The following is a 24566-nucleotide window of genomic DNA, read 5'->3' as shown; positions in this document are numbered from 1 at the left end:
GTCCCGGTCGGTTCCGAAGTACGCAGGTACTTCGTCAGTCGACGAACTTGGTGGCCGCGACAACGAACTCATCAAGAAGGCCGTTGTGCCTGTCATTGAAGTCCAGGACGGCCTGCCCCTCGACGGGAGTGGGTCGGATTCCCTGGACCTTCTTGGTTGCCAACGGCTCCATGACCTTGTGCTGGTTCTGTAGATGCTCGGACACTACTCCTCGCTGCTCAGCTGATCGGATCTATCCGCCCGAGTTGCTAACACCTCTGCTAACAGGCCCATGAACGGCAGTGTTCACCTGCGGACTGATTGAGGGGCGCGGACTCTTCATTGCGCTGTCCTGGCAAACGAGGTGGACAGCCGTCGCGGCACTCGTAATGACACGGGCGAGGATGACTTGGCCTCCGACCGTCGGCAGGTGGCACGCCGGCACGCTTCTGCCTCAGCCCCTCGCCCGCATACTTAGGCGTGTGGCAGACGAACCAACTCGGCGACCGCTGGGGCTCGGGGCCGACAGAGGCGACGTGATCGTTGGCCTGGCGCTCTTCGGCGTACTGCTTGTAGTCGCGGCGATCACAGCGGATGTTGCAACGGCAGCCGGTCTACTGATCTTCGTCGTGGCCGCGTTCGGTGGTCTGGCTCTGATCGTCTCGGTTGTTCGTCGCAGTCTCAAGCGGGGGCTGTCAGACTCCGCGCGCTGGACATTCGGATTCGTGGGTCGCTGGTTCTCGTTCTGAGCGCGTGCCCTCCACGTGAGGCTGTCGAGCGGTGACAATGGTCGCGTGACCCCTGAACCTGCGCCTGGCCGCCGTGGAGAACGGATACGTCGCTTCATCCGCGGGCAGGATTGGGAATTCGCATTCAAGAGGTCAGCGATGGTTCTAGTCATCGTCCCGTCAGCCCTCCTGATTGGTCAGGCGGCGACGGTGGCGGGCTCGGCCGGGCACTGGTGGCCGTGGGCGCTGGCCGGGGCGATCTGGGCGGTTATCGCCACAACGGGCTCGGTCCTCTTCTGGCTTCGGATGATCAGCCGGGGTCGTTGGTGACCGCGCGGGAATCATGCCGCTTGGTTCGGTGACCCCAACCTGACACCCAACGACCCCTGTCAGCGAGCGTCAGACCGCCAACGCGGCGCAGGTTCTCCCCGTCCGCGCCGGTTAGCAGCAAGTACTGCAGGCTCCTACGGATCAGAAGGTTGGGGGTTCGAATCCCTCCGAGCGCGCTTCGTGAAAGTCCAGGATCGGTCCGCTGACCTGGGCTTTTGTGTTTTCTAGTCGGCCAGTGCGGCGACCGTGGACAGGTACTTCCGGGGGATTTCGGCGCGGGCTTGGAGCTCGAGTGGGTCGGCGTACGGGATGAGGCGCAGCCAGGAGACGAGCTTGTGTACGCCGAGCAGCGCCTCCGTGGCGGCGAGGTCGTGTCGGAGGAGCTGCGGGTCCGCGTCGAGGTGATCGCGCCAGACGGCCAGGTAGTCGTCGCACAGCGCGGCTTTGTGTACGCGTGACAATGGCGCGCAGTTCCATTCTTCGACCGAGTCGAGGAAACCGTGCAGCGAGACGAACGGGTGACCCCAGAGCGTGTTGCCGAAGTCGAAGAACCGCGGCCGCAGTACGCCGGTTGAACGGTCCGCGAAAATGTTCGCCGGGTACACGTCGTTGATCTCCAGGTCGAGTGGAACGACCTCGCTGACGGTTTGTCGATCGAGTACGTCGGCGGCGCGCGCAGCTCGTGCGAACTGATCCGGCTCGTGCTGCAGCGGATGCCCGGGCGGCAGGGTCGCCCACTCCTTGGCCACGGCGCGCACTCGGTCGCCGGCCGTGGCGGGCGCCAGCTCGATCACACCAGCGTGCTCGGTCGGGTCGAGGCGGCCGAGGAGCTTGCACTGAAGACGGGCCAGGGCTTGTACGACGGTGCGCCGGGTCGCCTGATCCTCGACGTCCGGATGCGTCAGCGTCGATCCATGGTCGTCCGTGAGCAGCCGGCGGCGTTCGCGATCCACTGCGATCGGCACGGTCACGTCATCCGGCGCGTACTGTGCCAGCGTCGCGACGAGACCGGCCTCGAACGGATGTCCCGGATTGTTCTCCTTGAACCACACCAGGCCCTCGACGGTGGGATAGCAGCGGACCACTGACCAGAAGCGGGCTCGGTAGGTGACCGGTTCGCCACTGATCCGCCGGCCGTACTCGGCCAGCCGGCAACTCACCCAAGCGTCAACGGTCCGTGTCCACGACGGTGACGTCCAACGCCGGACCCACTGGCCCTGGGCATCCGGGCCGAGCGGTCTCGCAGGCGGGCATTGCGGCATCAGGTGACGCTAGTGGACGGTTTCTTCAGGCGGACGTCGCATGCCGAGCCACTGTTCGGCACCCCAGGCCTCGAACCGTTCTACCTCTGTGAACCCCAACTTCGCCGCGAGGCGCATCGAGCCGACGTTGGCGGTCTGGGTCGCGAGCACCACGGGCTCGCCCGGGAGGACGCCGTCGAACCAGTCGAGGGCCGCCGCGCACGCCTCCGCGGCGTACCCGAATCCCCACGCCCGCGGCAGGAAGAGGTAGCCCAGATCGGCCTTCCCCACGGCCGCCGGGCGGTGCTTGGTTGCTCTCCTGAGCAGAATCACGCCGATCATCGTCCCGTCGAGCTCGACGACGAAACTCCCGGGCGATTGCCCGGGCACCTCAGGCGTCTCGCGCTCGAGCTCGTCCCGGGGGCGGGGTCCGCCGAGGTACGTGTTCACCTCTGGCGAGGCGAGCAGCTCGATGAACGCCGTACGGTCCCGTGCCTCGGACTCTCGGAGTACGAGCCGCTCGGTCTTGATCGGCTCCGGCGGCCACGCTACGAGTGCCAGGGGTTCCATCCGCGGCACGCTAACAGAGGCCCGTATTTCTGACAGGGTGTCGGAACTGGAACGCGGCGTTCGTAGAACAGGTGAACGGCGGCCGGTCGAGGCTGCCAAGACGAGGAGTCAGGGTATGCGTCTTCTTCTTACATCCGGGGGCATCACGAACTCGAGCATCCGCGACGCGCTCGTCGAGCTGCTGGGCAAGCCGATCGCCGAGTCCCGCGCGCTGCTCATCCCGACGGCGATGTGGGGCCATCAGATGCTCGGTCCGGTGTCGGTGCGCGGCTCCGTCGTCGGCGCACCTCCCTGGCACCTGCCCAGCCTGGGTTGGGCATCCGTCGGCGTACTCGAACTCACCGCGTTGCCCAGCATCGGCGCGGAGCGGTGGGTGCCGTGGGTCCGCGAGGCCGACGTACTGCTGGTGGACGGCGGCGACGCGACGTACCTGTGCCACTGGATGCGGCAGTCAGGCCTGTACGACCTCCTGCCGTCACTGCCCGACACGGTGTGGGTCGGGGTGAGCGCCGGCAGCATGGTGATGACACCGCGGATCGGCGACGACTTCGTCTCGTGGGCCTCCGCGCCGGACGACCGCACCCTCGGCGTCGTCGACTTCTCGATCTTCCCGCACCTGGACGACGAGAGCATGCCGGACAACACCCTGGCCAACGCGGAAACCTGGGCGGCCGGCATCGGCGGCCCGTCGTACGCCATCGACGAACAAACCGCGATCAAAGTGGCCAACGGCACCACAGAAATCATCTCCGAAGGCCACTGGAAAGCCTTCCCCGCCTAGCACTCAGCCGTTCAGAGCGGCCTGCCGGCTAACTCCGCTCGTGGGAGGTCGGGCGATCCATGCGACGTACGGCTGACCGCTCGGCGCGATCAGTTGGTGTCGCAGGTGTCGAGTCGGTCTGGCTATTGGCCAGCAGCCGCTCGGCCCTGACCGCGAGGAGATGGATCTCGCGATCGGTGTCACTGCCGTCGAGGATGAATTCGAGCGAATCCTCGTCGGTGTAGTAGCGATGGATCACCTGTTCGAAGTCGGCAGCCGATGCATTGCCCATCCCGAGGCGCCTGGTGAGAGTGACGATGTCGGCGGCGTCCTTGCGGCGCTGCGCAACCAACTTGGTAGCCAACAGGAACTCGTCGGTGGCGTACGCAATGTGCAGCCCGGGCGCGTCGCCGCGTTCTAATACGCCTTCGGGCAGCGGCGGCATCCACGGACCGGCTCGGGTGTTGAGCCAGTCTTCGGGGAGCTTGCGTTGGCTTGCCATCGCGCGGGCTTCGTCAACCACGGCCTGATCACGGGTGATGGCGTCGATATCTTCCGTACGGCGCGGATCGTCGTTCGAGGTGACCGCGATCGCGGCGCCCCCGACGACGAAGATCGATGCAGAGATGCCACGCGCTTTCAGACGCCTGTCGAGTTCGGAGAGGAGGTCGACGATTTCGCCGGCTCTGAATTCGTTGCGGCTGTCGCTCATGCTGTCGCCAGGTCGCGGGCTGGGACGAAGATGTTGGCTTGTGCCAGGTAGTCCGGGGTTTGCTCGATGATCTCGTCGTGGTCCAGGAACGGATGTTCAGGAATCCAGCGGTCCGGGAGCGGATTGACCTTGGTCCAGTCGGGCGGGTCCTCGCCGACGGCCTCGAATTCGTGCGCTGTCAGGACGGCGAGGAGTGCGTCGAAGCCTGCGTGGCCGGTCGTACCCGGTGCTGCCTCCCAGGCCGCTTCGGAACCATCGTGACGTTCCAGCAGCAAGCGCAGGTGGTCGCGGCCCTGAAGCAGCATCCGCCACGCCCATTCCTCGTCGCTCGCCTCGCGGATTGCCGTCGCGGTCGCCGGAGCGGTCATGATCCGATACTCACGCGCCGCGTGCAGGGCATGCGCAATTCGCCCGGCCCGCAGGAAGAACTGCGCCGTCGGCTTGGTCCTGCCGGATCGGTACGTGGAGAAGCGGGACGCGGAAGTGCCGAGGGCCGTGGCGAACGCTGCCTGGGACAGCCCGCTCTCGGCGAGAGCGCGGTTGAGCAGCTCGCTGACCGCCTGATTGTCCTTGTCCATGTCCGCACTCCTGAGGCTGTTATCTAATCAGATAATAGCCGCGCCGCCTCGCTGAGCCAACTGTTCCTCGTGCGGACCGACGCGGCCGGTCCGTTCACCGACTTCTGGGTCGTCGCGGTGTTTCCCAGGAGCGGTCGCTGGTGATGCGGCGTACCTCCGTGAGGTACTGCTCCCGCTCGAAGTGGATGTCCGGGAGGTCCCAGGAGTTGCCTTCGTGGCCGGCGTCGTCGGGTACGAGCGGCGACTCCGGCCCGAGAATCTCGGCGGGATCGAAGCCACGCCATTCCTTCGCGATGTGTGCGAACGGGTTCTTGCCGTCGACGCGGATGGTGAGAACCGGCCAGTCGGGCCGGTTCTCGAGGACCTCGAATCCCAAGGTGAGAACTGAGAAAAGCATGTTCAGTCGAGGCAGAATTCGTTGCCTTCTATGTCTTGCATGTTGAGGCAGGACTCGTTTTCTTCGTCGGCCACGAGGAGTTGGCCGCGGATTGCGCCGAGGGGGAGGAGGCGGGCGCATTCGGCTTCGAGGGCGGCCAGGCGTTCTTCGCCGACGAGGCCGGTGCCGACGCGTACGTCGAGGTGTACCCGGTTCTTGACGACCTTGCCTTCGGGCACGCGCTGGAAGAACAGTCGCGGGCCGGCGCCGGTGGGATCGACGCAGGCGAACGCGGACCCCTGACGCTCGGGCGGCTGCGCGCGGTCGAACTCTTCCCAGCTCGCGAAGCCTGGGGGCGGCGGCGGTACGACGTACCCGAGCACCTCGCACCAGAAACGCGCGACGCGCTCCGGATCCGCGCAGTCGAAGGTGATTTGAACCTGCCTGACCGTTGCCATGCGACCACCGTAAAGGCGCGCGGGGCAAATGTCTGTCGAGATAACGCGGGCGGCCGGGCATGATGTCGCGCGTGGAAGCCGAAGAGGTGCTGACGGGAGGGAACGTCGCGGATCGGGTCGTTCGGGTCGGTACGACGGTGCGGAAGCCGGCGCTCGTTCAGACGGCCAGGGTTGAGGCTGTGCTTGCCCATCTCGCCGACTTCGACGGGGCGCCGCGCACGTTGGGGCGGGACGCGGAGGGGCGCCATGTTCTCGAATACATTCCGGGTGCGTTGGCCGACACGATGCCGCCGTTCTCGCTGGACGAGTTGGCCCGGGTCGGTCGGCTGATTCGTGAACTCCACGACGCGATGGAGAGCTTCCAACCGCCCGCCGGCACCGTGTGGGACGTCGCGGTCCCGGACCCGGCCGGTGGCGATCTGATCTGTCACAACGATCTCGCTCCGTGGAATCTGGTGCGCGACGGTGAACGCTGGGTGTTCATCGACTGGGACAACGCGGGGCCTGCGTCGCGGTTGTGGGATCTCGGGTACGCCGCTCACGGGTTCGTACCGTTTGTGGCGCGAGGCAACGTCGACGTCGACGGACCGCGGTTGCGGGCGCTCGCTGACGGGTACGGGCTCGATCCGGAGCAGCGCCGCGCCTTCCCAGCGCAGATCGCGGCCCACACGCGGGGCATGTACGACCTGTTGGTCCACGGCCACCGCACCGGACAGCAGCCGTGGGCACGTCTCTACGCGGAGGGCCACGCCGACCACTGGGGTCCGACGGCCGAGTACATCGAGGCCCACCACGACGACTGGGTCAGGGTGCTGCTGTAGGGCGGACCTCCACCACTCACCAACCCCGCTCCCAGCCCACCCGCCCCGCGTGGACCTGCACCGCGGGTCGGGGTTGGTGAGTGGCGCACGTCCGCCGTAACGCTTTCCGGACGGCGCCCGATCTAGCGGGTAGGGGGTGGGGGAATGACTGTGCTGCGGATTTTGATCGCCGTGTTCTTCGTTCTCGCTGGACTTGGCGGCATTGTCTCGGCCGTTCGCCGAGGCAATCTGTTCGACCTCGTCGGAGCCGTCGCGCTCTTCGCGATCGCCGTCGCGCTATGGCCCCGGAGGCGCCGAAGCCGCGTTTAGGAGCAGGCCCGGAATACGTTTGCGGCGCGGGGCGCGCGGCGGGGATCGTTGCGGGCATGACTCCTGAGCCGATGGCGCGGTCGTCGGCCGAAGCCGAGGAGGCCCGGTACTGGGCCCACCTCTACGGGCTTCGCGAGATAATCTCCGACCACCCCTGGTTGCGGTCAGTCGAGGGCTGACGGCCAGTCTGTTTCGGGCAGGAGGGCGCGGAGGGGTGTCGTACGGCGCCTGTCCAGGATCACCTCGGTGTCGAGGTTCGACGGGTCGATCTGGCGGATGAACTCGCGGCACCGGCCGCACGGGGCCACCACGTGCAGCGGGCCGTCGCCACGCCAGACGGCGACGATCTTCGCGATCTTGTACTCGCGGGCCGTCACCATCGCGGCGATGGCGGCATGCTCGGCGCAGAACCCCGTGCCAGAAGCGGTGTCGATGCACACGCCGACGTACACGTTGCCGGCTTCGGTGACCAGCGCCGACGCCACATCGCCGAAGATCCGATCGCCGACGTGATACGGATGCAGCACGGCCGCGGCCGCATCGATGAGCTCGTCGTTGATCACCCCCGAGAACCTAGCAACGCTAGCGCAGTCGAAACCAACGGATTTGGCGTGTGAGACTGCGGTGATGGCCGAGTCGTACGTGGTGCTCAACGGGGTGCGGCACTGGGTGCGCGTGGTCGGTGATCCACAGGCAGGTACGCCGATCGTCGTGGTTCATGGCGGGCCCGGCGGGTTCATCTACGACTTCGAGCAGTTGACGGGGCCGTTGCTCGAGGAACTCGGGCCAGTTGTGTACTACGAGCAGCGCGGCTCCGGGCGCAGCGATCAGGACGGCCGGTACGACGTACCGCTGCTGGTCGACGATCTGGAACAGCTGCGGCAGCAGCTCGAGCTACCGCGGATCACGCTGCTCGGCATCTCGTTCGGCGGAGACCTCGCGGCCGAGTACACCGTTGCGCACCCGGACCGCGTCGACCGGCTGATCCTCCAAGGCACCGCGCTGGCCGGCCCGCTCACCCCGTCGCCGTGGGGATCGGGCTTCGAGGCGGTCGCCGCCGACGACGAGATGCGGGCCGCGATCCGTACGGCGGTTGCGGATTCGGGGCCGCGCGCCGTCTGGGACGTCGTCGACCGGCCGACCATCGATCGGTTCCTGTTCCACCAGCCCGCAGCGGCCAAGCGGGTCCGCGAACTGTGGGCCGAGAGTGGGTTGATCAACACGGGCGAGATGGCGGCCGCGCTGGCGAAGGAACCTCCGCGGTCGGTGCCGCTCGTCGATGAGATCGCTGCGCTCGACGTACCGGTCCTGGTGCTGATCGGTTTCTGGGATCGCAACGCGGGCGTCGATGCGTGTCGCGACTTGGCGACCCGCCTCCCTCGCGCGCAGCTCCGCGTGTTCGACGAGAGCGCCCACTTCCCGAACGTCGAGGAGCCCGAGCGGTACGCCGCCGAGATCGCCGCCTTCCTTCACGCGAACTGACGCGGCTTACTCCTCGCCTGAGAAGCGTTCCCAGGCGGATTGGCGGCTGATGCCGAGGGCCGCGCCGATCCGGGCCCAGGTGACCGAGCGGGAGCGCAGGCGGAGTACGCGATCCTGTACGGCGGCCTCGACCTGCCCGCGCGACTTGTCGAGCCGAACCATGTCGGCCAGCAACTCCTCGTCACTCTTTCCGTCCAGCGGCGGAAACGACGGAATCGGCTGCTCGTTCATCACCCGCACCGACAGGTCGACGCACTCGTTGCAGATGAACACCCCCGGCCCGGCGATCAGCCGCTCGGTCTCGTCCCGCGTCTTCCCGCAGAACGAACACCGCAACACGTTGTCCGGCATCCCAAACCTCCAGTCTGTCAGGGTTTCCCTGACACGCTTGTCAGGTTAAACCTGACAACCCGACGAGTCAACGGCGAGGCAGAATCTGCAGGGTGGAGGTGTTTGTGCGGTATCAGAGTCCGGTGCCAGATCGGCGGGGGCGGCGGATCGGGATCTTCGGGCTGGTGAACATGCTCGGGAACCGGGGGTATCTGAGTGCGGAGGAGGAACAGTTCCGGCGTACGACGAACGACTGGTACGACGCGACGTACGCGAATCCGACGACCGTCGACCCGACCGTCTACGACAACCTGCTCGCGGCCGCGTGGTTCAAGACGTCGGCGGCGTACCTGATGGAGCCGATCCCCGGCTACCTGGCGATCCTCGCCGCGCACAACCTCCCGTGCGAACGCTACGAGTCGACCGCACCGGGCCGCGTGCTCTACGAGGACGAGCACCAGGTGGTCGTCGTACCGCACGAGGATCTCGACTTCACCACGATGCTGTGGCTCCGCCCGAACCCGAGCTGACCGCCATGGGACTGGCTAGCGCGGTGGTTCGCGAACGGGACGGGGGCCGAGGTGCGCATGCCGCGCTCGGCATTCGCTGGTAGTTGTCGGCTTTTGGTGGGTTCTTGCCTCGGTCGACCTTCGTCCGCTGGACGGGTGAGCACGCGGTGGGCCGGTGGATCACTTACCGTGATGTTCATGGCGTTTGCGGCGAAGGGGAGCAAGGGGGAGTCGTTCCTTGCGGTGGTGGTTGGTGGTGGGGCGGCGTTCGGGCTGGTGGTGCTGGTGTCGCGGGCGTGGAAGGCGTGCCAGGTGGACGTCACCGGGAGCGTGCCGAACGGGCTGACGCTGCTGTTTCTGGGCGTACCGATCGCGCTGATCGTCAACCTGGTGCTGTTCACCGTCGTCTTCCGGTACGCCGGGAAGGCGTTCCTGTTCTCGCTGATCGCCGCCGCCATCGCGATCGCGATCGCCGACCTCGCCCTGTTCTCCTGGCAAGGCACCCCCGCGGCCTCACCCGGCACCTGCCCCGGCAACGTCCCGCCGTGGTGGCCGACGTGGATCCCGACCTGATCGCCAGCCCATCACAATCGCGCCGTCGCCGGCGCGGTCAGGCGTGAGCACGCGCGATCGCGGCAATTGTGATGGCCTGGAGGTCAGAGCAACCGGAGTAGCGCGGCGGCGCGTTCGGGGTCGCCGATGTGGGCGGCGGTCGGGAACAGGCGGGCCCAGGAGCCGGCGCGCGTCAGCTGACTGAGCCGGCGGGCGAGCTCGGCCGCGCGGCGGAGGTCGGAAAGCGTGTGACCCGACCACCCTTCGAGGTACGCGTCCTCCAACCGCGCGACAACGTCCGAACCGTGCTCCTCAGCGGCACGCTCGAGCGCGACGAGCAAGCTGCAGAACGGGTGCCCGACGTTCGCGTCACCCCAATCGAAGAACGTGTACCGCCCGGCCCCCGCAACCAGGATCTGACCGTCATGCAGATCCGCATGATCCAGCGAATCCGGTACGCCGATCGCCGCCAGCTCCTCGCACCACTCGACCAACCGCGGTCGGAACAGCCGCAACCGTTCCCGATCCGCCGCATCCAACGTCGCGTTCCCGGCCACGGCCTCGTCGAAGATCGCCGGCAGCCCCAGAACCCGAGCATCAGGTACGCCGAGACGCAGCAACTCCTCCACCCGCGGTACGAGCGCCCGCTGCAGATCGGCGTACTGCGTCAACGCCTCCTCCCACTCGCGCGGCCCAGCCCCCAGACCGCGCAGCACCGACCCGCCGGATGGCAGCAGCGACCACCCGCGGCCGGCGTCGACGGCGTGCGGCGTGAGGACGTGCTGCGGCGTCCACCACGACAACGCCTCGCCCAGCCCGGCCTCGAACGCACTCCCCGGCGAGGCCGCCTTGAACCACACCGGGTCCACCGCCTCGATCCGGACGAGCACCGACCACGGCCGGACCCGAACCTGCCGCGGGCCGGTCTCGCGGACGCCGAGTTCGTCGAGTTGCGCGTCCAGCCAGCCGAGGGCCGTCGTACGCCAGGACGGATCGTCCCAAGGCGTCAACGCGTCCGGGTATGCGCCGCGGTTGATCTCCATCCCGGGACCATAATCGAGGGATGACGCGCTGGCCGGACTCCCCGTACCGAGTAGGGATCTCGGGCTGGCGCTACCCGCCGTGGCGGAAGGTCTACTACCCCGACGGGCTGCCGCAGCGGGCCGAACTCGAGTACGCGTCGTCCCGGCTGAACTCGATCGAGCTGAACGGCTCGTTCTACGCCCTCCAGCGCCCCGAGTCGTACCAGCGCTGGTACGCCGAGACGCCCGACGGCTTCGTCTTCTCGGTCAAGGGACCGCGGTTCGTCACGCATCTCAAGCGACTGGCCGACGTGGACGCACCGTTGGCGAACTTCTTCGCGTCCGGAGTCCTTGCGCTGGGCAACAAACTCGGGCCGGTGCTCTGGCAACTACCGCCCAATTTCCAGTACGACGCTGCGCGGTGTGCGGACTTCTTCGCGCAGTTGCCTCGGAAAACGGTTGAGGCAGCCGAACACGCCAAGCGTCACGACGAACGGATGGAAGGCCGGGCGCTGCTCGAGCCGGCTGTCGACGGGCCGCTCCGGTACGCGATCGAAGTACGGCATGACAGCTTCAAGACCGACGGATTCGTCGAGCTCGCGCGGGAGCACGACATCGCGGTGGTGTGCGCGGACACTGCGGGCAAGTGGCCGATGTTCGACGACGTCACGGCCGACTTCGCGTACGTCCGGCTGCACGGCGCCGACGAGCTCTACGTGAGCGGGTACGACGACGAGTCGCTCGACCGCTGGGCGCGCAAGATCCGCTCCTGGAACTGCGACGCGTACGTGTACTTCGACAACGACGTCAAGGTGCATGCGCCGTACGACGCCGAGCGCTTGGCGCACCGCCTCGGGATCAGAGCGGTGCCTGAAACTAAAACAGTCGAGCGCCGACCGGCTCCTCCAGGTCGAGTAGGAACTGCTTCCGCTTGAGACCGCCGGCGTACCCGGTGAGCGACCCGTTCTTCCCGATCACCCGGTGGCACGGGACGACGATCGACAGCGGGTTCTGTCCGACCGCCTTCCCCACCGCCTGCGCCGCGTGTGCCGGTTCACCGAGCCGCGCCGCGATCTCGCCGTACGTCGTCGTCTCGCCGTACGGGATCTCCTCGAGCACCGACCACACCCGCCGCTGGAACTCCTCGCCCTCCAACCGGGTCGGCAGCTCGAACGAAACCCGCGAGCCGCCGAAGTACTCCTCCAACTGCGAGACGACGACCGCGATGAGCGGGTCGGACGCCTCGACCCGCTCACCCAGCGTCTCCGCCGTCGGCTTCACCCAGTGGTGCGGAAAGTAGACGCCGACCAGCACGTCCTCCTCCGACACCACCACCGTGAGCTCCCCGATCCGGGTGCTGACCACCGCATGCCTGTTCATACAGATAGAACGCGTCAGCACCCGGACCTGTGAGGCTCTACGAGTTGATGCGCTCCCGCGTACGCCGCCGGAACTCACGACCGATCCGGGTGGGCTCAGCGTGGTGCAGATCCGTCAGCGCGATCGCCGGTGAACCGTCGCCCGGGGCCTGGGCCACCCACTCACCGCGTGGGTCGATCACGCCGGACGAGAGCCCGCCGGTCGGGTTCGCGCCGACGGCGAAGCTGATCCAGGACGTGTTGTTCACGGCGCAACCGCGCGCCTGGACCGCGACATGCTCGTGCCCTGAGACGCCATTGGTCGCGTACGACACCAGGACGCCGTCCGCACCGAGTTCGTCGTACTGCACGAACAGTTCCGGGAACAGCACGTCCAGTCCGAGCGCGAGCCCGAAACGGAAGCCGTCCACGTCGAACGTCACCGGCTGCTTCCCCGGCGTGTACATCCACGTCACCTTGGTGGTCGACAGCGTCCGTTCGTCGTACCGGGCGACAACCTTTCCTTGGTCGGACACGACGTACATGCTGTTGTGCGGGCGCCCCTCCGGCAGTTGGTGCACCGACGGGATCACCACCCAGATCCCGAGCTCCCGCGCGAGTGCGTTGATCTGGTCGAGCTCGGACTGCAACACCGACCACTGCGCCTTGGTCCAGTCGGACGGACCTACCTCGTCCGGGCCGAGCGACGACAGCACCCGCTTGCTCGGGAAGCAGATCGCGCCCTCGGTGAAATGCACCAGGCGGGCACCGGCCGCGGCGGCCTGCCTGATGAAGTCGCGGAGTTCGGCGCCGCCCGCGCGCAGCTCGTCGGCGTTCGTCGGGTCGTCGCGCATCGTCGACTGGGCGACGGCGATTCGTAAGGATTCCGGCATGTCTGGTTCTCCCTGTGGAGTCGGACGGAAGTGCCGGAGGGCAGTCGTGTAGGACTCGCCGGTTTTCGCGGCGCGGGCTCGGACCCGTTGCTTGAAGTTCCTGTGCGCTGTCATCTGGCCTTCCACGCACTCGCACGCGATCCCCCAGCGATCCCGTCGAGGCGGCAGACCAGGACGAGCGGCCCGAGACAGGAAGTCCCTTTGCCTTCTCACTGTGACCGCGCTGGGGCCGGTCGACGAAGGTGAGGCGCGGGCCGCGCCGGACCAACATCCTCGCCGAGCCCCGCGGCCGGAGTCAATCAGGCTCTCCGAATCAGCGCAGGTGTACGTCGTCGGCCGCGTCCATCGCGACCCCGACCAGCTCGGGGCTGAGGTCGACGACGGTGTTCCCGTCGGCGTCCAGCTGCCCGCGTTCGGTGATCGTGAGACCGATCAGTGCGAGCGTTCCGGCCCGCTGCCGGCGGACCCGATCCTCGGGACGCTCCAGCTCCGGTACGGCGTCCGCGGCGTCCCGCTGCCACGCGGCGACAGCCCTCTCGGCGAGCGCGGCCGGCACGGTGACGCGGATCGTCGGCAGCTGCGCCGCGCGGAACGTCGTACCGATCAAACCGAGCACTCGCGCTTCACTTGCGTTCACGTTCTGGATGTTAGCGACCCCGGGCGGCATAAAGTCGGACCCGGGCGCGGTTGTCTTCCGGAGTACGCGCAGACGACGTTTGGAGCAGAGGGTGAGCATTCGGGTCGGGTACAAGGCTTCGGCGGAGCAGTTCGGGCCGCGGGATCTGGTGGAGTACTCCGTTCGGGCCGAGGAGCTCGGGCTCGACAGTGTGACCGTGTCGGACCATTTCCTGCCGTGGCGGCACGAGGGCGGCCACGCGCCGTTCGCGCTCGCCTGGCTGGCGGCGGTCGGTGAGCGGACCAACCGGGTGCTGCTCGGTACGTCGGTTCTGACGCCGACGTTCCGGTACAACCCGGCCGTGATCGCGCAGGCGTTCGCGACGCTCGGCGAGCTGTACCCCGGGCGCGTGATGCTCGGCGTCGGCACCGGTGAGGCGCTGAACGAGATCGCGGTGTCGGGGCGGGAGTGGCCCGAGTTCAAGGAGCGGTTCGCCCGGCTGCGGGAGGCGGTGCAGCTGATCCGCGACCTGTGGACGAAGGACGGCGTCAGCTCCGAGGGGCCGTACTACAAGACCGTGGACGCGTTCATCTACGACCGTCCCGAGACCCCGCTGAAGGTGTACGTCGCCGCGGGCGGGCCGCTCGTCGCGCGGTACGCCGGGCGCGCCGGTGACGGGTTCATCGCGACGTCCGGGAAGGGGATGGAGCTCTACACGGAGCAGCTGATTCCCGCCGTACGCGAAGGGGCCGAGAAGGCCGGGAAGACGTTCGAGGACGTCGACCGGATGCTCGAGGTCAAGCTCTCGTACGACCGGGATCCGGCACTCGCACTGGAGAACACCCGCTTCTGGGCGCCGCTGTCGCTGACCGCGGAGCAGAAGCACAGCGTGACGAGTGCGACCGAGATGGAGCGGCTCGCCGACGAGTTGCCGATCGAGCAGGTCGCGAAGCGGTGGATCGTGGCGTCGGATCCGGAGGAGGTCGTGAAGCAGTTCCAGCCGTACCTCGACGCCGGCTTCAACCACTTCGTCGTCCACGGTCCGGGGAACGACCAGGAGCGGTTCCTCACCCAGTTCACCGAGGATGTTCTTCCGCTGCTGCGCAAACTGGGCTGACAATCACCCCGTGGCCGAATTCGAGATCGTTCAGGACGGTGACCCGCGGTGCGCCGAGCTGGAAGCAGCCGGGTACCGCGTGGTCGCCGAGTCCTGGGCGGTGCGGCTGTTCGACCCGGACCGTGAGCTGCTGGAGACCGCCGTACGCCGGGTTACCGCCGGCGGACTGACGCTCCGCGAACTCGGGTCCGAATCGGCCGCGGTCCTGTACGCGCTGGAGAAGTCGAACGAGTCCGACTATCCCTACACGCCCGCGACACACCGCGCCGTCGGGGAGCTCGCCGATGTCGAGGGCCTGTGGCCTGAGCACCGGGTGTTCGGCGCCTTCGACGGCAACCGGCTTGTCGGCGCGACCGTGATGCGCGAGAAGGACGGCTTCGGCGACACTGCCTTCACGTCGGTCCTGGCTAGCCACCGCCGCCGCGGCGTGGCCCAGGCCGTCAAGGCGGCCTCGATCCTCGCCTTCCTCGACATCGGCATCACCCGCTTCAGCACCGGCGGAGCCGCCGCGAACCAAGCCAGCCTCCAGGCCAACCAGTCCCTCGGCTACCAACTAACCGAACACTGGCGAACCTACGCGCCCTGACCCCTCGCTTCAGTGGAGGTCGTCGGAGAGAGACTTGGCGGCTTGGGTCAGGAGGGGGACGGCTTGGGCTACGAGGGATTCGGTCATTCGGCCGGCGGGGCCGGAGATGGAGATGGCCAGCGGGGTTGGGGCGTCGGGGACGGCCACGGCGACGCAGCGGACGCCGACTTCCTGTTCGCCTTCGTCCATGGCGTAGCCGACGTCGGAGGCGTGGTGGAGCTGGGTGGTGAAGGCGTCGGGGGTAGTGATGGTGTTGTCGGTGTGTTGCGGCATGCCGGTGCGGTGCAGGAGGTCGCGGACCTCGGCGTCGGGGTACTGGGCGAGGATCGCCTTGCCGACCGCGGTGCAGTGCGGCAGGACGCGGCGGCCGACCTCGGTGAACATGCGCATCGAGTGCCGCGACGGGACTTGCGCGAGGTACACGATCTGGTCGCCGTCGAGCATCGCCATGTTGGCGGACTCGCCGAGCTCGTCGACGAGCCGGGCGAGATGCGGCCGGGCGAACACACTCAGCATGTGCGACGAACTCTCCCCGAGCCGGATCAGCTTCGGCCCGAGGATGTACTGCCGGGACGGCTCTTGACGCAGGTAGCCGAGGTCGACGAGGGTGCGGACCAGCCGGTGGATCGTCGGCAGCGGCAGGCCGGAGGCCGCGGCCAGCTGCGACAGGCCCATCATCCCGCCCGCGTCGGCCATCGTCTCGAGCAGCCCGAAGGCGCGCTCGATGGACTGCACGCTGCCGGTGCGTCCCTTGCCGTTCGTCTCCGCCATGACAACCACCTTTCCGGATCACGGAAGTTTAGCGCCAGATATCGGAAGCTCGGGTGCTTGTGTCTTCCGCAAGGTAGATATTAGTCTCCACAATACGGAAAAAGGAGGCGGCAGTGAGCCTGGATGACCTGGTGACCGAGCTCGACCGGCGGCTGGCGGCCGCGGACACGGCGCTGGCCGCGGACTATCGCGGCGATCGCGGGGTCCGGCAGCCGGTCCACACCGTGTACGTTCCGGCCGATCGGTACGACGTACGCACGGTGGCGGACTGGGGTGCGCAGGCGTGCGCGGCCCTCGACGAGTACGGCGGATCGGCCGCGGAGCTCGCGAAGGTGCTGGATCTGCCGGACGACCTCGCCGACGACGTGTACGACCGTGTCCGGGCCAAGCTCGAGCGCGAGCCGATCGAGGACCTCCGCGTCGACTTCGAGGACGGTTACGGCAACCGCCCGGACGACGAGGAGGACGCCGCGGCGATCGCTGCCGCTCAGGTCTTCGCCGCCAACAAGCAGACGCCGTACCAAGGCCTGCGGATCAAGTCGCTGGAGGCGCCGACAAGGCGTCGCGGTGTGCGAACCCTCGACCTCTTCCTCAAGAACCTCGGCGCGATCGACGACGGCTTCGTCATCACGCTCCCGAAGGTGACGTCGGTCGAGCAGGTCGAGGCGATGGTGTTCGTACTCGAGACGCTCGAGCATCAGTACGGCCTGCCGCCGTTGAAGTTCGAGATCCAGGTCGAGACCCCGCAAGCGATCCTCGGTGCCGACGGCACCGCGCTGATCGCCCGGATGATCAAGGCGGGCGGCGCGCGCGTCACCGGTCTGCACTACGGCACCTACGACTACTCCGCCTCGCTCGGCGTCGCGGCGGCGTACCAGAGCATGGAGCATCCGGTCGCCGATCACGCCAAGGACGTCATGCAGCTGGCCGCGGCTGGCACCGGCGTGTTCGTATCCGATGGTTCGACCAACGTTCTCCCGGTCGGCGACGCGGTCCACGACGCCTGGCGCCTGCATTTCCGGCTGGTACGTCGTTCGCTCGCACGCGGCATCTACCAGGGCTGGGACATGCACCCTGCGCAACTCCCGACCCGCTTCGCGGCGACCTACCTGTTCTACCTGGAAGGCTTCGACCAGGCTGCGCGACGTCTCCGCGCGTACCTGGGTGACGGCGAGTCCGGCTACCTCGACGAGCCCGCGACAGCTGCCGCGCTCGCCGGTTTCGTACTGCGCGGCATCGAGTGCGGCGCGATCGAGACGTCCGAGTTCGACGACACCGAGCTCGCCAAGCTGGCGCGCAGAGCAGTCCCGGAGAGTTAGCCTCGCCGCATGCGACTGGTTGCGGAGTTCACCACGGAACCCTTCGATGTCGACGGGTCGCCGCCCGCGCACGCCACCGAGGCGTTGCGTGCGGCGGAGGCGGCCGGGCTCGACTGCGAGTTCGGCCCGCTCGGTACGCAGGTCAGCGGCGAGCAGCATCTCCTGCTGCCGGCGCTCCCGAAGGTGCTCGAGGCGGCGTTCGCCAGCGGCGCGAGCCAGGTGACCTTGCAGGTACGCCGCGATGCCTGAACAACACCCGCTGGTGCAGGCGATCGCGCCGCTCGTCGAGCGACTGAACGCACAACTCGTCGACGCGGCGGAGGCCCGCGCGGACGACGTGACGCTCGCGTGGGACGGCAAGCCCGTGGTCGCCGTACGCCTATCCCCTGCAAAACCGCCTGAAAAGCCAGAGGGCGGCGTGCAGAGTCTCCTGGCTGGTGTCGCCGAGGATTTGGGCGGTCCGTTGCGCGACCTGTCGCGGCACGACAAGCAGCAGGCCGTGCTGCTTCTGGAGGCGCGCGGAGCCTTCGAGTACCGCAGGTCGGCCGAGATCGTCGCCGAGGCGCTCGGCGTCACGCGTTTCACCGTCTACAACTACCTGAACCGCGCCAGGTGAACCGCCGTGCAGGCACAACCCCGCCGCGGGCGGCGTGTCGGGTCCGATCGAGGGGGTTCTGCCTGCGCGGCGGTCCACCCACCAATATTCAACAAACTGTTGACGACGAGCGTGCCGCCTGCCACTCTCGTCATACGGAAAGTTGATTTCGGGATTCGAGAAGGTGTGATCCGTGGATCTGGAGGAGTTCAACTCCGCTCCGACCGACCGGCTTCGGCCGGCACTGGCGGCCTGCTGTGACGTGCCCCGCTGGGTCGACGCGATCCTGGCCAAGCGGCCGTACGGCGACCTCGCCGCCTTGACCGCGGTCGCCGACCAGTCGCTGCGGGAGCTCGACGACAACGAGGTCGATCGTGCCCTCCAGGCGCACCCGCGGATCGGGGACCGGCCGCAGGGCGCGAGTACCGAGGCCGCCTGGTCGCGGAACGAGCAGGCGGGTGTCGGCGACGACGCCGGCGTCCGGCAGGAGCTTGCCGACGGCAACCGTCAGTACGAGGAGCGGTTCGGCCGGGTGTTCCTGATCTGCGCCACCGGGTTGTCGGCGGCGCAGATGCTGGACAGTCTGCGAACCCGTCTCACGCACGACGACGCGACCGAGGCAATCGTCGTACACGAGGAACTGCGCAAGATCGCGCTGCTCCGGCTGAGCAAGGTGGTGGACGCATGAGTTCTCTGTCGACACACGTGCTCGACACCGCGCTGGGGCGACCGGCGCAGGGTGTTCCGGTCAGGCTGTACGACGGCGACGCCCTACTCGCGAGCGGTACGACGGACGCAGACGGGCGGATCGGAGAGCTCGCGCCGGCGTTGGAGCACGGCACGTACCGGCTCTGGTTCGACGTCGCGGCGTACGCGCAATCCACCGGCCAGGACATCTTCTTTCCCGAGGTCTCCGTGACCTTCACGGTCGCCGACGAGCGGCACTACCACGTCCCGTTGCTGCTCAGCCCGTTCGCGTTTTCCACCTACCGAGGGAGCTGATCTCAGATGGCCATCCACCTGGGAGCCAACCAGTACGGCAAAGCCGAGAACCGCGTCGTCCGCATCTACCGCGACACGCCCCGCCACCAGATCCGCGATCTGAGCGTGTCGACCGCGCTCCGCGGCGACTTCGAGGACGCGCACACGACCGGCGACCAGTCCGACGTACTGCCGACCGACACGCAGAAGAACACCGCGTTCGCCTTCGCCAAGGAGAAGGGCATCGGGGCGATCGAGGACTACGCGCTGACGCTCGGCGCGCACTTCCTGGACGCGTCGCCGGCCGCGCAGGGCGCCCGGGTCGAGGTCGAGGAGTACGCCTGGGAGCGGATCCAGGTCGACGGCCAGGGGCATGATCACTCGTTCGTGCGGACCGGCGGCGGCGTGCGGAACACGGTCGTCAACGTGGAGGGCCGGGGCGCGGACCGGAAGTCGTACGTCGTGTCGGGGATCAGCGATCTCGTCGTACTGAAGTCGACCGGCTCGGAGTTCCACGGGTTCCTGAAGGACGAATACACGACGCTGCCGGAGACGAACGACCGGATCCTCGCAACGTCCCTGGTCGCGCGGTGGCGCTACGACCACACAGAGGTCGACTGGGACAAGTCGTACGACGAGATCAAGGGACTGCTGCTCTCGCGATTCGCGACGATCCACAGTCTTGCGTTGCAGCAGACGCTCTACGGGATGGGGTCGGCGGTGCTCGAGCAGCACCCGGAGGTCGCCGAGATCAAGTTCTCGGCGCCGAACAAGCACCACTTCCTCGTTGACCTGTCGCCCTTCGGTGTCGAGAACCCGGGCGAGGTGTTCATCGCCGCCGATCGCCCGTACGGCCTGATCGAGGCGACCGTCACGCGGGACGACGCCAGCGACGCGGGCAGCGCCTGGCACGCCGTACCCGGATTCTGCTGATCATGTCGAGGATCGTGATCGAGGGCGCCTACGTGGCGACCCTCGATCCGGCCCGGCGCGAGTTCGTCGGACACGTGGTTGCCGAGGGCAATCGCCTGACAGCTGTCGGGCGCGGCCCCGCACCGGCGTACGACGATGCCCGCGTGATCGACGGACGCGGCTGCCTGGTCACGCCTGGGTTCGTGAACACGCACCAGCACCTGTACCAGTGGGTCACGCGCGGACTCGCCGCGGACGCGACCCTCTTCGAGTGGCTGACAACGCTGTACCCGGTGTGGGCGAGGATCACCGAGGAGACCGTGTACGTCGCGGCGCGGGCGGCGCTCGCCCAGCTCGCGCGCACCGGATGCACGACGGTCGCCGATCACCACTACGTCTTCCCACGTGATGGTGGCGATCTGCTCGCGGCGGAGATCGCCGCGGCGAGTGAGATCGGGCTGCGCTTCCACCCGGCACGTGGGTCGATGGACCGCGGGCAGAAGGACGGCGGGTTGCCGCCCGACTCCGTGGTCGAGAACCGCGACGAGATCCTCGCCGCGACCGAGGCCGCGATCGACCGCTGGCACGATCCGTCGCCCGATTCGATGCTGCAGATCGTGGTCGCGCCGTGCTCCCCGTTCAGTGTGAGCGGCGAGCTGATGCGCGAGTCTGCGGAGCTCGCTCGGCGTCGCGGCGTACGGATGCACACCCATCTCGCCGAGACCACGGACGAGACGGACTGGTGCCGGGAGAGGTTCAACTGCACGCCTCTCGAGTACGCCGATCGCCTCGGCTGGACCGGCCCGGACGTGTGGTTCGCGCACGGGATCCACTTCGACGACGCGGAGATCAAGCACCTCGGCGGCACCGGTACCGGCGTCGCCCACTGTCCCAGCTCCAACGCCCGCCTCGGCGCCGGCATCGCCCGTACCGCAGACCTCCGCGCAGCCGGTTCCCCTGTCGGTCTGGGCGTCGACGGTGCCGCGAGCAACGAATCCGGCAGCCTGGTGGAGGAACTCCGGCACGCGCTGCTCTTCGCCCGCGCCCGCAGCGGCCCACAAGCACTGACCGTCCGCGCCGCCCTGGAAATGGCGACCCTCGACGGCGCGCGCATCATTGGTCGCTCCAACGACATCGGCTCGCTCGAACCCGGCAAACAAGCCGACCTGGCCGTCTGGGACCTCACCACCCTCCCCCACGCCGGCATCCAGGACCCGATCGCGGCCCTCACTCTCTCCACACCCCCGCCTCTGACGCTCCTCCTCGCCAACGGCCGCCCCGTCGTAGAACACGACGTACTCCAAACCGCCGACACCAACACCCTCGCCACCCAGGTCGCCCGTACCCAGGCCAAGCTCGTGGGCTGACGTGCGATAACCCTCGGGGACTGGGAACACGCAATGGCCTGTTCCCAGTCGCCGGGGGTTATCCACAGTTGCGCGATCGCCCGTCCGCGCGGCGCGCGAGACGTGCACCTTCTTGGGCATGAACAGACGACTGGAAGTGATCGCGGCCGGCCGGGGCGGGTGGTTCACGCGCCCGGACGCGCACGCCGCAGGGTACAGCGACAGCGAGCTGCGGCAACGCGTGCGCAGCGGGCAGTGGCTCAGGATGAGCTTCAACTCGTACGTCGACCCGCGGGCCTGGCCGGACGAACCGCCGTGGGAGCGGGCGACTCGGCGGCACCTACTGCACGTGCGGATGGCGAGTGAACGGCTCGGCGATGTTGTCGTGAGTCACCAATCCGCTGCCCTGCTCCACGGCTTGCCCGTCTGGGGGACCGATCTGGCGAGGGCGCACTTCACTCGTGTGGCGTCCGGCCGGCCCCGCGTCGGCCGAGGGGTCCAGGTGCATCGCGGCACGCCTGCAGTCGACGAGATCGTCGAGTTGGGCGGTCTCAACGTCACCAGCGTCGATCGAGCGATCGTGGAGACCGCCTGTACGACGTCGTACGAGGTCGGCGTCGTCATGGCCGACGTCGCGCTCCGTGGGCTCACGACCCGCGAACAGTTGGCCGCCGTTGTACGGCGTCATCGCCACTGGCGCGGGCTGCCGGCTGCGCAGGCCGCCGTACTGTTCGCGGACGCCCGGAGCGAGTCGGTCGGCGAGTCGCGGCTTCGCGTCCTGATGGCGAACCACGGCCTACCCGAACCAGAGCTGCAGGTAGAGATCTGGGACGCGGGCGGCCGGCTGATCGGGCGGGTCGACTTCCTGCTCGCGGGCGTGCTGGTGGTCGAGTTCGACGGCGCGATGAAGTACGGCGACAACGCAGACGCCGTACTGGCCGAGAAATATCGCGAGGACCGCCTCCGGGAGTGCGGGTACGGCGTAGCGCGCGTCAACTGGGCTGAGCTGACCAACCCGCACGAGACCGCGGCGCGGCTGGAGCGGGCGTTGCGGGCACATGCGACGGGGACTGGGAACAGGCGATTGCTTGTTCCCAGTCCCCGGCGAGGGTGATCAGTGGAGGAGGTCGCCGTTGATCCAGACGGCTTGGACGTCGGCAGGGGTGCCCAGGGTGAAGATTCGGGCCAGGGCTTCTTCGGTGTCTTCGGCGTGGGTGATCGCCACGGCCAGCGGAGAGCCTTCGGCGGGGCGGAGGAGTTGGGCGTCGAAGTGGTGGCCTACCGAGAGGTGGCCGACCTGGGGCAGGTCGAGAGCGTCGGCGCCGGCCGTCGTGGCGAGGTAGAGCAGGTGGGCTGCGGAGAGCGGGCGGCCATGGTCGCCTTGGAGTTGCTGGCAGAAGTACGCCTGGAGACCTTCCTTCAGGAGCGAGAAGCCGGTGCCTGCGCCGACGTCCGATCCGAGCGCCACGCGTACGCCGTACTGCAGGTGTCGCGTCAGCGGGAACAATCCACTACCGAGCGCCGCGTTGCTCGTGGGGCAGTGGGACACGGTCGCGCCGCTGACAGCGAGCATCTTGAGCTCGACGTCCGTCGGGTGGACGTTGTGCGCGAGCACGGTACGCCGGTCCACCAGGCCGTGCCGGTCGTACGTCGTCACGTAGTCGGCGCCCCCGAACAGGTCGGCGACGCTCGCGATCTCGGCCTCGTTCTCGTTGACGTGCGAGGTGAACAGCGCGCCGGGGATCGCGTCCATCAGTTCACGGCAGGTCGCGAGCAGCTCGTCCGTGCAGGAGAGCGAGAAGCGCGGCGTCACGGCGTACCGGTTGCGGCCGACGCCGTGCCAGCGGTTCGCGAGGGCGAGCGACTCGGCGTATGCACGGACCGGGGTGGTGAGCAGCTCCGGCCGGAGCAGGCGGTCGCTGAGCACCAGCCCGGACGTGATGCGGAGGCCGACCTTGGACGCGGCGTCGAAGAGCGTGTCGACGGCGTCGGCGTAGTGCGCGCCGAAGACGAGCGCCGACGTCGTACCGGCCGCCGCCAGTCCGCGTACGAACTCGTTGGCCACGCTTGCCGCGTAGTCGGCGTCGGCCATCCGCGCCTCCTCGGGGAGGGCGTACCGGTCGAGCCATTCGAGCAACGGCAGTCCGAGGCCGCCGACGGCGCGGATCTGCGGGAAGTGCACGTGGGTGTCGACGAACCCGGGCAGTACGACGCCGTCGCGCAGATCCACGACCTGCTCGGCAGGGTGCGTCTGGCGGATCTCCACGAACGGGCCGCGGGCAACGATCATCCCGTCCTCGACCAGCAGTCCCGCGTCGCTGTCGACCCGCAGGCCGCCGCCCTCGAACGGGTTCTCCGGCGTGTCGATGAACGTGCCACGATAAAGAGTCATGCCTTTGCCTCACGCTGAGCCGGCGCGGGGCGACGCACGGCAGGACGAGCCGACACGGGATGCCGGTCGGCGACCTCGGCCGAAGCGGACGACCGCTCGGCGGGATGAGCCGAAGCGGACTGCCGCTCGGCGATGAACTGCTGGAGGAGCCAGGCGGCGACGCTTACCGCGATCACGGCCGGCTCCTTGCCGGGAAGATCGGACAGACCGATCGGCGTGGTGATCCGAGCGATCGCCTCGGCGGAGTTGCCGTCCTCGGCAAGCTTCCGCTGGAACCGCGTCCACTTCGCGCTGGACCCGATCAGCCCGATCGTCGCCAGCTCCTCGCGACGGATCGCGGCATCACAGAGCGCCGCGTCCTCGGCATGATCGTGCGTCATGATCAAAACGTGAGTGCCAGGCGGAAGCTCACCAACGACCAGCTCCGGCAACACCGGCACGTTGTGTACGTGGACCTGCCCGACCGCGTCATCTAGCACTGCTAGCCGATCAGCCGTCAACTGATCGGCCCGCGAGTCAATCAGGTGCAGCTCGAGATCATGCCGCGCGAGGATCCGCGCCAACTCCAGCCCCACATGCCCGACCCCGAAGATCGCCACCGACGGCACCACAGGCAACGGCTCCAGCAACAGCTTCACCTCACCACCACAACACTGAACTCCGTGCTGGTACGGCGCTTTGTCGGACAACGCCGCGGTCAGCACCTCGGGCGTCGTCACCTCGTCCGCGATCATCTCCCGCGAACGCTCGACGCCCAGCGCCTCCAGGTTCCCGCCACCCACCGTCCCCCAGACGTTGCCAGCAGCAACAACCATCTTCGCCCCGGCCTCCCGCGGCGCATGCCCACGAACAGACATCACGGTGACAAGAACCCCTGGACATCGTCCGGTCCGCAGACGCTGAACAGCCTTTACCCACTCCAT

At 68.0% G+C, this 24566-nt stretch carries 34 protein-coding genes; 18 read left to right on the top strand and 16 right to left on the bottom strand.

Going from position 1 to position 24566, the window contains the following annotated elements:
• Positions 1-34: 34 nt before the first annotated feature.
• On the bottom strand, positions 35-205 hold the full coding sequence (locus ACWF0M_RS09350; RefSeq protein WP_452235126.1) for a hypothetical protein: 171 nt from the start codon (positions 203-205) through the stop codon (positions 35-37).
• 310 nt (positions 206-515) lie between these two features.
• On the opposite strand from ACWF0M_RS09350, the gene ACWF0M_RS09345 reads away from it, so the two are divergent.
• Positions 516-728 (top strand): hypothetical protein, encoded by a 213-nt coding sequence (locus ACWF0M_RS09345; RefSeq protein ID WP_452235125.1) that lies wholly within the window; start codon positions 516-518, stop codon positions 726-728.
• A 533-nt stretch (positions 729-1261) separates the two neighbouring features.
• Here ACWF0M_RS09345 and ACWF0M_RS09340 read toward each other — a convergent pair.
• On the bottom strand, positions 1262-2197 hold the full coding sequence (locus ACWF0M_RS09340; protein ID WP_452235124.1) for a hypothetical protein: 936 nt from the start codon (positions 2195-2197) through the stop codon (positions 1262-1264).
• A 111-nt stretch (positions 2198-2308) separates the two neighbouring features.
• The gene (locus ACWF0M_RS09335; RefSeq protein ID WP_452235123.1) at positions 2309-2848 is read right to left on the bottom strand and encodes a GNAT family N-acetyltransferase; all 540 of its coding nucleotides are present in this window, start codon (positions 2846-2848) and stop codon (positions 2309-2311) included.
• A gap of 115 nt (positions 2849-2963) precedes the next feature.
• On the opposite strand from ACWF0M_RS09335, the gene ACWF0M_RS09330 reads away from it, so the two are divergent.
• Entirely contained in the window at positions 2964-3629 is a 666-nt protein-coding gene (locus tag ACWF0M_RS09330) for a Type 1 glutamine amidotransferase-like domain-containing protein (protein WP_452235122.1), read from the top strand.
• Between the two features lie 28 nt (positions 3630-3657).
• Here ACWF0M_RS09330 and ACWF0M_RS09325 read toward each other — a convergent pair whose 3' ends face one another.
• From ACWF0M_RS09325 to ACWF0M_RS09310, 4 genes are all read right to left on the bottom strand, one after another.
• Complete coding sequence (locus tag ACWF0M_RS09325; protein ID WP_452235121.1) at positions 3658-4320, bottom strand: DUF6036 family nucleotidyltransferase; 663 nt, start codon at positions 4318-4320, stop codon at positions 3658-3660.
• Entirely contained in the window at positions 4317-4898 is a 582-nt protein-coding gene (locus ACWF0M_RS09320; RefSeq protein WP_452235120.1) for a helix-turn-helix domain-containing protein, read from the bottom strand. Before ACWF0M_RS09320 ends, ACWF0M_RS09325 begins: the two co-directional genes overlap by 4 nt.
• Positions 4899-4992: 94 nt before the next feature.
• A complete protein-coding gene (locus ACWF0M_RS09315) occupies positions 4993-5295 on the bottom strand; it encodes a hypothetical protein (protein ID WP_452235119.1) in 303 nt (100 codons plus the stop codon).
• 2 nt (positions 5296-5297) lie between these two features.
• Positions 5298-5732: a VOC family protein gene (locus ACWF0M_RS09310; RefSeq protein ID WP_452235118.1), complete on the bottom strand. Its 435-nt coding sequence runs from the start codon at positions 5730-5732 to the stop codon at positions 5298-5300.
• A 71-nt stretch (positions 5733-5803) separates the two neighbouring features.
• Between ACWF0M_RS09310 and ACWF0M_RS09305 the strand changes: the two genes are divergently transcribed.
• Positions 5804-6553 carry a phosphotransferase enzyme family protein gene (locus tag ACWF0M_RS09305; RefSeq protein WP_452235117.1) on the top strand — a complete coding sequence of 250 codons (750 nt, stop codon included), beginning with the start codon at positions 5804-5806 and terminating at the stop codon, positions 6551-6553.
• Between the two features lie 365 nt (positions 6554-6918).
• Entirely contained in the window at positions 6919-7041 is a 123-nt protein-coding gene (locus ACWF0M_RS09300; protein ID WP_452235116.1) for a hypothetical protein, read from the top strand.
• Here the strand turns inward: ACWF0M_RS09300 and ACWF0M_RS09295 are convergent.
• Positions 7027-7425, bottom strand: a complete 399-nt coding sequence (locus tag ACWF0M_RS09295) for a cytidine deaminase family protein (RefSeq protein WP_452235115.1) — start codon at positions 7423-7425, stop codon at positions 7027-7029. The two genes, ACWF0M_RS09300 and ACWF0M_RS09295, sit on opposite strands and share 15 nt — an antisense overlap.
• Positions 7426-7489: 64 nt before the next feature.
• Here ACWF0M_RS09295 and ACWF0M_RS09290 point away from each other — a divergent pair, with 64 nt between their 5' ends.
• Positions 7490-8344 (top strand): alpha/beta fold hydrolase, encoded by an 855-nt coding sequence (locus tag ACWF0M_RS09290; protein WP_452235114.1) that lies wholly within the window; start codon positions 7490-7492, stop codon positions 8342-8344.
• 6 nt (positions 8345-8350) lie between these two features.
• Here the strand turns inward: ACWF0M_RS09290 and ACWF0M_RS09285 are convergent, their stop codons facing one another.
• Positions 8351-8695 carry a ClpX C4-type zinc finger protein gene (locus tag ACWF0M_RS09285; protein WP_452235113.1) on the bottom strand — a complete coding sequence of 115 codons (345 nt, stop codon included), beginning with the start codon at positions 8693-8695 and terminating at the stop codon, positions 8351-8353.
• 122 nt (positions 8696-8817) lie between these two features.
• Between ACWF0M_RS09285 and ACWF0M_RS09280 the strand changes: the two genes are divergently transcribed.
• Positions 8818-9204 carry a hypothetical protein gene (locus tag ACWF0M_RS09280; RefSeq protein ID WP_452235112.1) on the top strand — a complete coding sequence of 129 codons (387 nt, stop codon included), beginning with the start codon at positions 8818-8820 and terminating at the stop codon, positions 9202-9204.
• Positions 9205-9381: 177 nt separating this feature from the next.
• Positions 9382-9756 (top strand): hypothetical protein, encoded by a 375-nt coding sequence (locus ACWF0M_RS09275; protein WP_452235111.1) that lies wholly within the window; start codon positions 9382-9384, stop codon positions 9754-9756.
• Between the two features lie 83 nt (positions 9757-9839).
• Here ACWF0M_RS09275 and ACWF0M_RS09270 read toward each other — a convergent pair whose 3' ends face one another.
• Positions 9840-10778 (bottom strand): phosphotransferase, encoded by a 939-nt coding sequence (locus ACWF0M_RS09270; protein WP_452235110.1) that lies wholly within the window; start codon positions 10776-10778, stop codon positions 9840-9842.
• A gap of 20 nt (positions 10779-10798) precedes the next feature.
• Between ACWF0M_RS09270 and ACWF0M_RS09265 the strand changes: the two genes are divergently transcribed.
• Entirely contained in the window at positions 10799-11692 is an 894-nt protein-coding gene (locus ACWF0M_RS09265) for a DUF72 domain-containing protein (RefSeq protein ID WP_452235109.1), read from the top strand.
• Here ACWF0M_RS09265 and ACWF0M_RS09260 read toward each other — a convergent pair.
• From ACWF0M_RS09260 to ACWF0M_RS09250, 3 genes are all read right to left on the bottom strand, one after another.
• Positions 11634-12137, bottom strand: a complete 504-nt coding sequence (locus ACWF0M_RS09260) for a methylated-DNA--[protein]-cysteine S-methyltransferase (RefSeq protein ID WP_452235108.1) — start codon at positions 12135-12137, stop codon at positions 11634-11636. The two genes, ACWF0M_RS09265 and ACWF0M_RS09260, sit on opposite strands and share 59 nt — an antisense overlap.
• 37 nt (positions 12138-12174) lie before the next feature.
• Positions 12175-13008 (bottom strand): carbon-nitrogen hydrolase family protein, encoded by an 834-nt coding sequence (locus ACWF0M_RS09255; protein WP_452235107.1) that lies wholly within the window; start codon positions 13006-13008, stop codon positions 12175-12177.
• A gap of 313 nt (positions 13009-13321) precedes the next feature.
• Positions 13322-13645: a hypothetical protein gene (locus tag ACWF0M_RS09250; protein ID WP_452235106.1), complete on the bottom strand. Its 324-nt coding sequence runs from the start codon at positions 13643-13645 to the stop codon at positions 13322-13324.
• Between the two features lie 91 nt (positions 13646-13736).
• Between ACWF0M_RS09250 and fgd the strand changes: the two genes are divergently transcribed.
• Both fgd and ACWF0M_RS09240 read left to right on the top strand, forming a co-directional pair.
• Positions 13737-14741, top strand: a complete 1005-nt coding sequence (gene fgd / locus ACWF0M_RS09245; RefSeq protein WP_452235105.1) for a glucose-6-phosphate dehydrogenase (coenzyme-F420) — start codon at positions 13737-13739, stop codon at positions 14739-14741.
• 10 nt (positions 14742-14751) lie between these two features.
• Positions 14752-15327, top strand: coding sequence for a GNAT family N-acetyltransferase (locus ACWF0M_RS09240; protein ID WP_452235104.1), 576 nt, complete (start codon positions 14752-14754; stop codon positions 15325-15327).
• Positions 15328-15336: 9 nt separating this feature from the next.
• On the opposite strand, the gene ACWF0M_RS09235 is transcribed toward ACWF0M_RS09240, so the two are convergent.
• Positions 15337-16098 carry an IclR family transcriptional regulator gene (locus ACWF0M_RS09235; RefSeq protein ID WP_452235103.1) on the bottom strand — a complete coding sequence of 254 codons (762 nt, stop codon included), beginning with the start codon at positions 16096-16098 and terminating at the stop codon, positions 15337-15339.
• 113 nt (positions 16099-16211) lie between these two features.
• On the opposite strand from ACWF0M_RS09235, the gene ACWF0M_RS09230 reads away from it, so the two are divergent.
• The 8 genes from ACWF0M_RS09230 to ACWF0M_RS09195 all read left to right on the top strand — a co-directional run bounded on the left by ACWF0M_RS09230 (position 16212) and on the right by ACWF0M_RS09195 (position 22365).
• Complete coding sequence (locus ACWF0M_RS09230; protein WP_452235102.1) at positions 16212-17417, top strand: DUF6986 family protein; 1206 nt, start codon at positions 16212-16214, stop codon at positions 17415-17417.
• Between the two features lie 9 nt (positions 17418-17426).
• Positions 17427-17666: a thiamine-binding protein gene (locus ACWF0M_RS09225; RefSeq protein WP_452235101.1), complete on the top strand. Its 240-nt coding sequence runs from the start codon at positions 17427-17429 to the stop codon at positions 17664-17666.
• Complete coding sequence (locus ACWF0M_RS09220) at positions 17659-18033, top strand: helix-turn-helix domain-containing protein (protein ID WP_452235100.1); 375 nt, start codon at positions 17659-17661, stop codon at positions 18031-18033. The genes ACWF0M_RS09225 and ACWF0M_RS09220 overlap by 8 nt, the downstream gene beginning before the upstream one ends.
• Before the next feature lie 172 nt (positions 18034-18205).
• Positions 18206-18700, top strand: coding sequence for a 2-oxo-4-hydroxy-4-carboxy-5-ureidoimidazoline decarboxylase (uraD, locus tag ACWF0M_RS09215; protein WP_452235099.1), 495 nt, complete (start codon positions 18206-18208; stop codon positions 18698-18700).
• Complete coding sequence (gene uraH / locus ACWF0M_RS09210; RefSeq protein WP_452235098.1) at positions 18697-19014, top strand: hydroxyisourate hydrolase; 318 nt, start codon at positions 18697-18699, stop codon at positions 19012-19014. The genes uraD and uraH overlap by 4 nt, the downstream gene beginning before the upstream one ends.
• Positions 19015-19020: 6 nt before the next feature.
• Positions 19021-19926 carry a factor-independent urate hydroxylase gene (pucL, locus tag ACWF0M_RS09205; protein ID WP_452235097.1) on the top strand — a complete coding sequence of 302 codons (906 nt, stop codon included), beginning with the start codon at positions 19021-19023 and terminating at the stop codon, positions 19924-19926.
• Positions 19927-19928: 2 nt separating this feature from the next.
• Positions 19929-21272 (top strand): 8-oxoguanine deaminase, encoded by a 1344-nt coding sequence (locus tag ACWF0M_RS09200; protein ID WP_452235096.1) that lies wholly within the window; start codon positions 19929-19931, stop codon positions 21270-21272.
• A 118-nt stretch (positions 21273-21390) separates the two neighbouring features.
• Positions 21391-22365, top strand: coding sequence for a type IV toxin-antitoxin system AbiEi family antitoxin domain-containing protein (locus ACWF0M_RS09195; RefSeq protein WP_452235095.1), 975 nt, complete (start codon positions 21391-21393; stop codon positions 22363-22365).
• On the opposite strand, the gene guaD is transcribed toward ACWF0M_RS09195, so the two are convergent.
• Positions 22366-23643 carry a guanine deaminase gene (gene guaD, locus ACWF0M_RS09190; RefSeq protein ID WP_452235094.1) on the bottom strand — a complete coding sequence of 426 codons (1278 nt, stop codon included), beginning with the start codon at positions 23641-23643 and terminating at the stop codon, positions 22366-22368. It lies immediately after the preceding gene.
• A complete protein-coding gene (gene xdhC / locus ACWF0M_RS09185) occupies positions 23640-24566 on the bottom strand; it encodes a xanthine dehydrogenase accessory protein XdhC (RefSeq protein WP_452235093.1) in 927 nt (308 codons plus the stop codon). Before xdhC ends, guaD begins: the two co-directional genes overlap by 4 nt.

This window comes from Kribbella sp. NPDC055110 (genome assembly GCF_053607525.1).
This window is presented reverse-complemented; position numbering and strand designations above follow the sequence as displayed.

Coding starts and splice junctions, on each gene's coding strand:
- ACWF0M_RS09335 (WP_452235123.1), bottom strand. CDS start 2,848: ATGGAACCCCTGGCACTCGTAGCGTGGCCGCCGGAGCCGATCAAGACC.
- ACWF0M_RS09330 (WP_452235122.1), top strand. CDS start 2,964: ATGCGTCTTCTTCTTACATCCGGGGGCATCACGAACTCGAGCATCCGC.
- ACWF0M_RS09325 (WP_452235121.1), bottom strand. CDS start 4,320: ATGAGCGACAGCCGCAACGAATTCAGAGCCGGCGAAATCGTCGACCTC.
- ACWF0M_RS09320 (WP_452235120.1), bottom strand. CDS start 4,898: ATGGACAAGGACAATCAGGCGGTCAGCGAGCTGCTCAACCGCGCTCTC.
- ACWF0M_RS09315 (WP_452235119.1), bottom strand. CDS start 5,295: ATGCTTTTCTCAGTTCTCACCTTGGGATTCGAGGTCCTCGAGAACCGG.
- ACWF0M_RS09310 (WP_452235118.1), bottom strand. CDS start 5,732: ATGGCAACGGTCAGGCAGGTTCAAATCACCTTCGACTGCGCGGATCCG.
- ACWF0M_RS09300 (WP_452235116.1), top strand. CDS start 6,919: ATGACTCCTGAGCCGATGGCGCGGTCGTCGGCCGAAGCCGAGGAGGCC.
- ACWF0M_RS09290 (WP_452235114.1), top strand. CDS start 7,490: ATGGCCGAGTCGTACGTGGTGCTCAACGGGGTGCGGCACTGGGTGCGC.
- ACWF0M_RS09285 (WP_452235113.1), bottom strand. CDS start 8,695: ATGCCGGACAACGTGTTGCGGTGTTCGTTCTGCGGGAAGACGCGGGAC.
- ACWF0M_RS09275 (WP_452235111.1), top strand. CDS start 9,382: ATGGCGTTTGCGGCGAAGGGGAGCAAGGGGGAGTCGTTCCTTGCGGTG.
- ACWF0M_RS09270 (WP_452235110.1), bottom strand. CDS start 10,778: ATGGAGATCAACCGCGGCGCATACCCGGACGCGTTGACGCCTTGGGAC.
- ACWF0M_RS09265 (WP_452235109.1), top strand. CDS start 10,799: ATGACGCGCTGGCCGGACTCCCCGTACCGAGTAGGGATCTCGGGCTGG.
- ACWF0M_RS09260 (WP_452235108.1), bottom strand. CDS start 12,137: ATGAACAGGCATGCGGTGGTCAGCACCCGGATCGGGGAGCTCACGGTG.
- ACWF0M_RS09255 (WP_452235107.1), bottom strand. CDS start 13,008: ATGCCGGAATCCTTACGAATCGCCGTCGCCCAGTCGACGATGCGCGAC.
- ACWF0M_RS09235 (WP_452235103.1), bottom strand. CDS start 16,098: ATGGCGGAGACGAACGGCAAGGGACGCACCGGCAGCGTGCAGTCCATC.
- ACWF0M_RS09225 (WP_452235101.1), top strand. CDS start 17,427: ATGCGACTGGTTGCGGAGTTCACCACGGAACCCTTCGATGTCGACGGG.
- ACWF0M_RS09220 (WP_452235100.1), top strand. CDS start 17,659: ATGCCTGAACAACACCCGCTGGTGCAGGCGATCGCGCCGCTCGTCGAG.
- uraH (WP_452235098.1), top strand. CDS start 18,697: ATGAGTTCTCTGTCGACACACGTGCTCGACACCGCGCTGGGGCGACCG.
- pucL (WP_452235097.1), top strand. CDS start 19,021: ATGGCCATCCACCTGGGAGCCAACCAGTACGGCAAAGCCGAGAACCGC.
- ACWF0M_RS09200 (WP_452235096.1), top strand. CDS start 19,929: ATGTCGAGGATCGTGATCGAGGGCGCCTACGTGGCGACCCTCGATCCG.
- ACWF0M_RS09195 (WP_452235095.1), top strand. CDS start 21,391: ATGAACAGACGACTGGAAGTGATCGCGGCCGGCCGGGGCGGGTGGTTC.
- guaD (WP_452235094.1), bottom strand. CDS start 23,643: ATGACTCTTTATCGTGGCACGTTCATCGACACGCCGGAGAACCCGTTC.
- xdhC (WP_452235093.1), bottom strand. CDS start 24,566: ATGGAGTGGGTAAAGGCTGTTCAGCGTCTGCGGACCGGACGATGTCCA.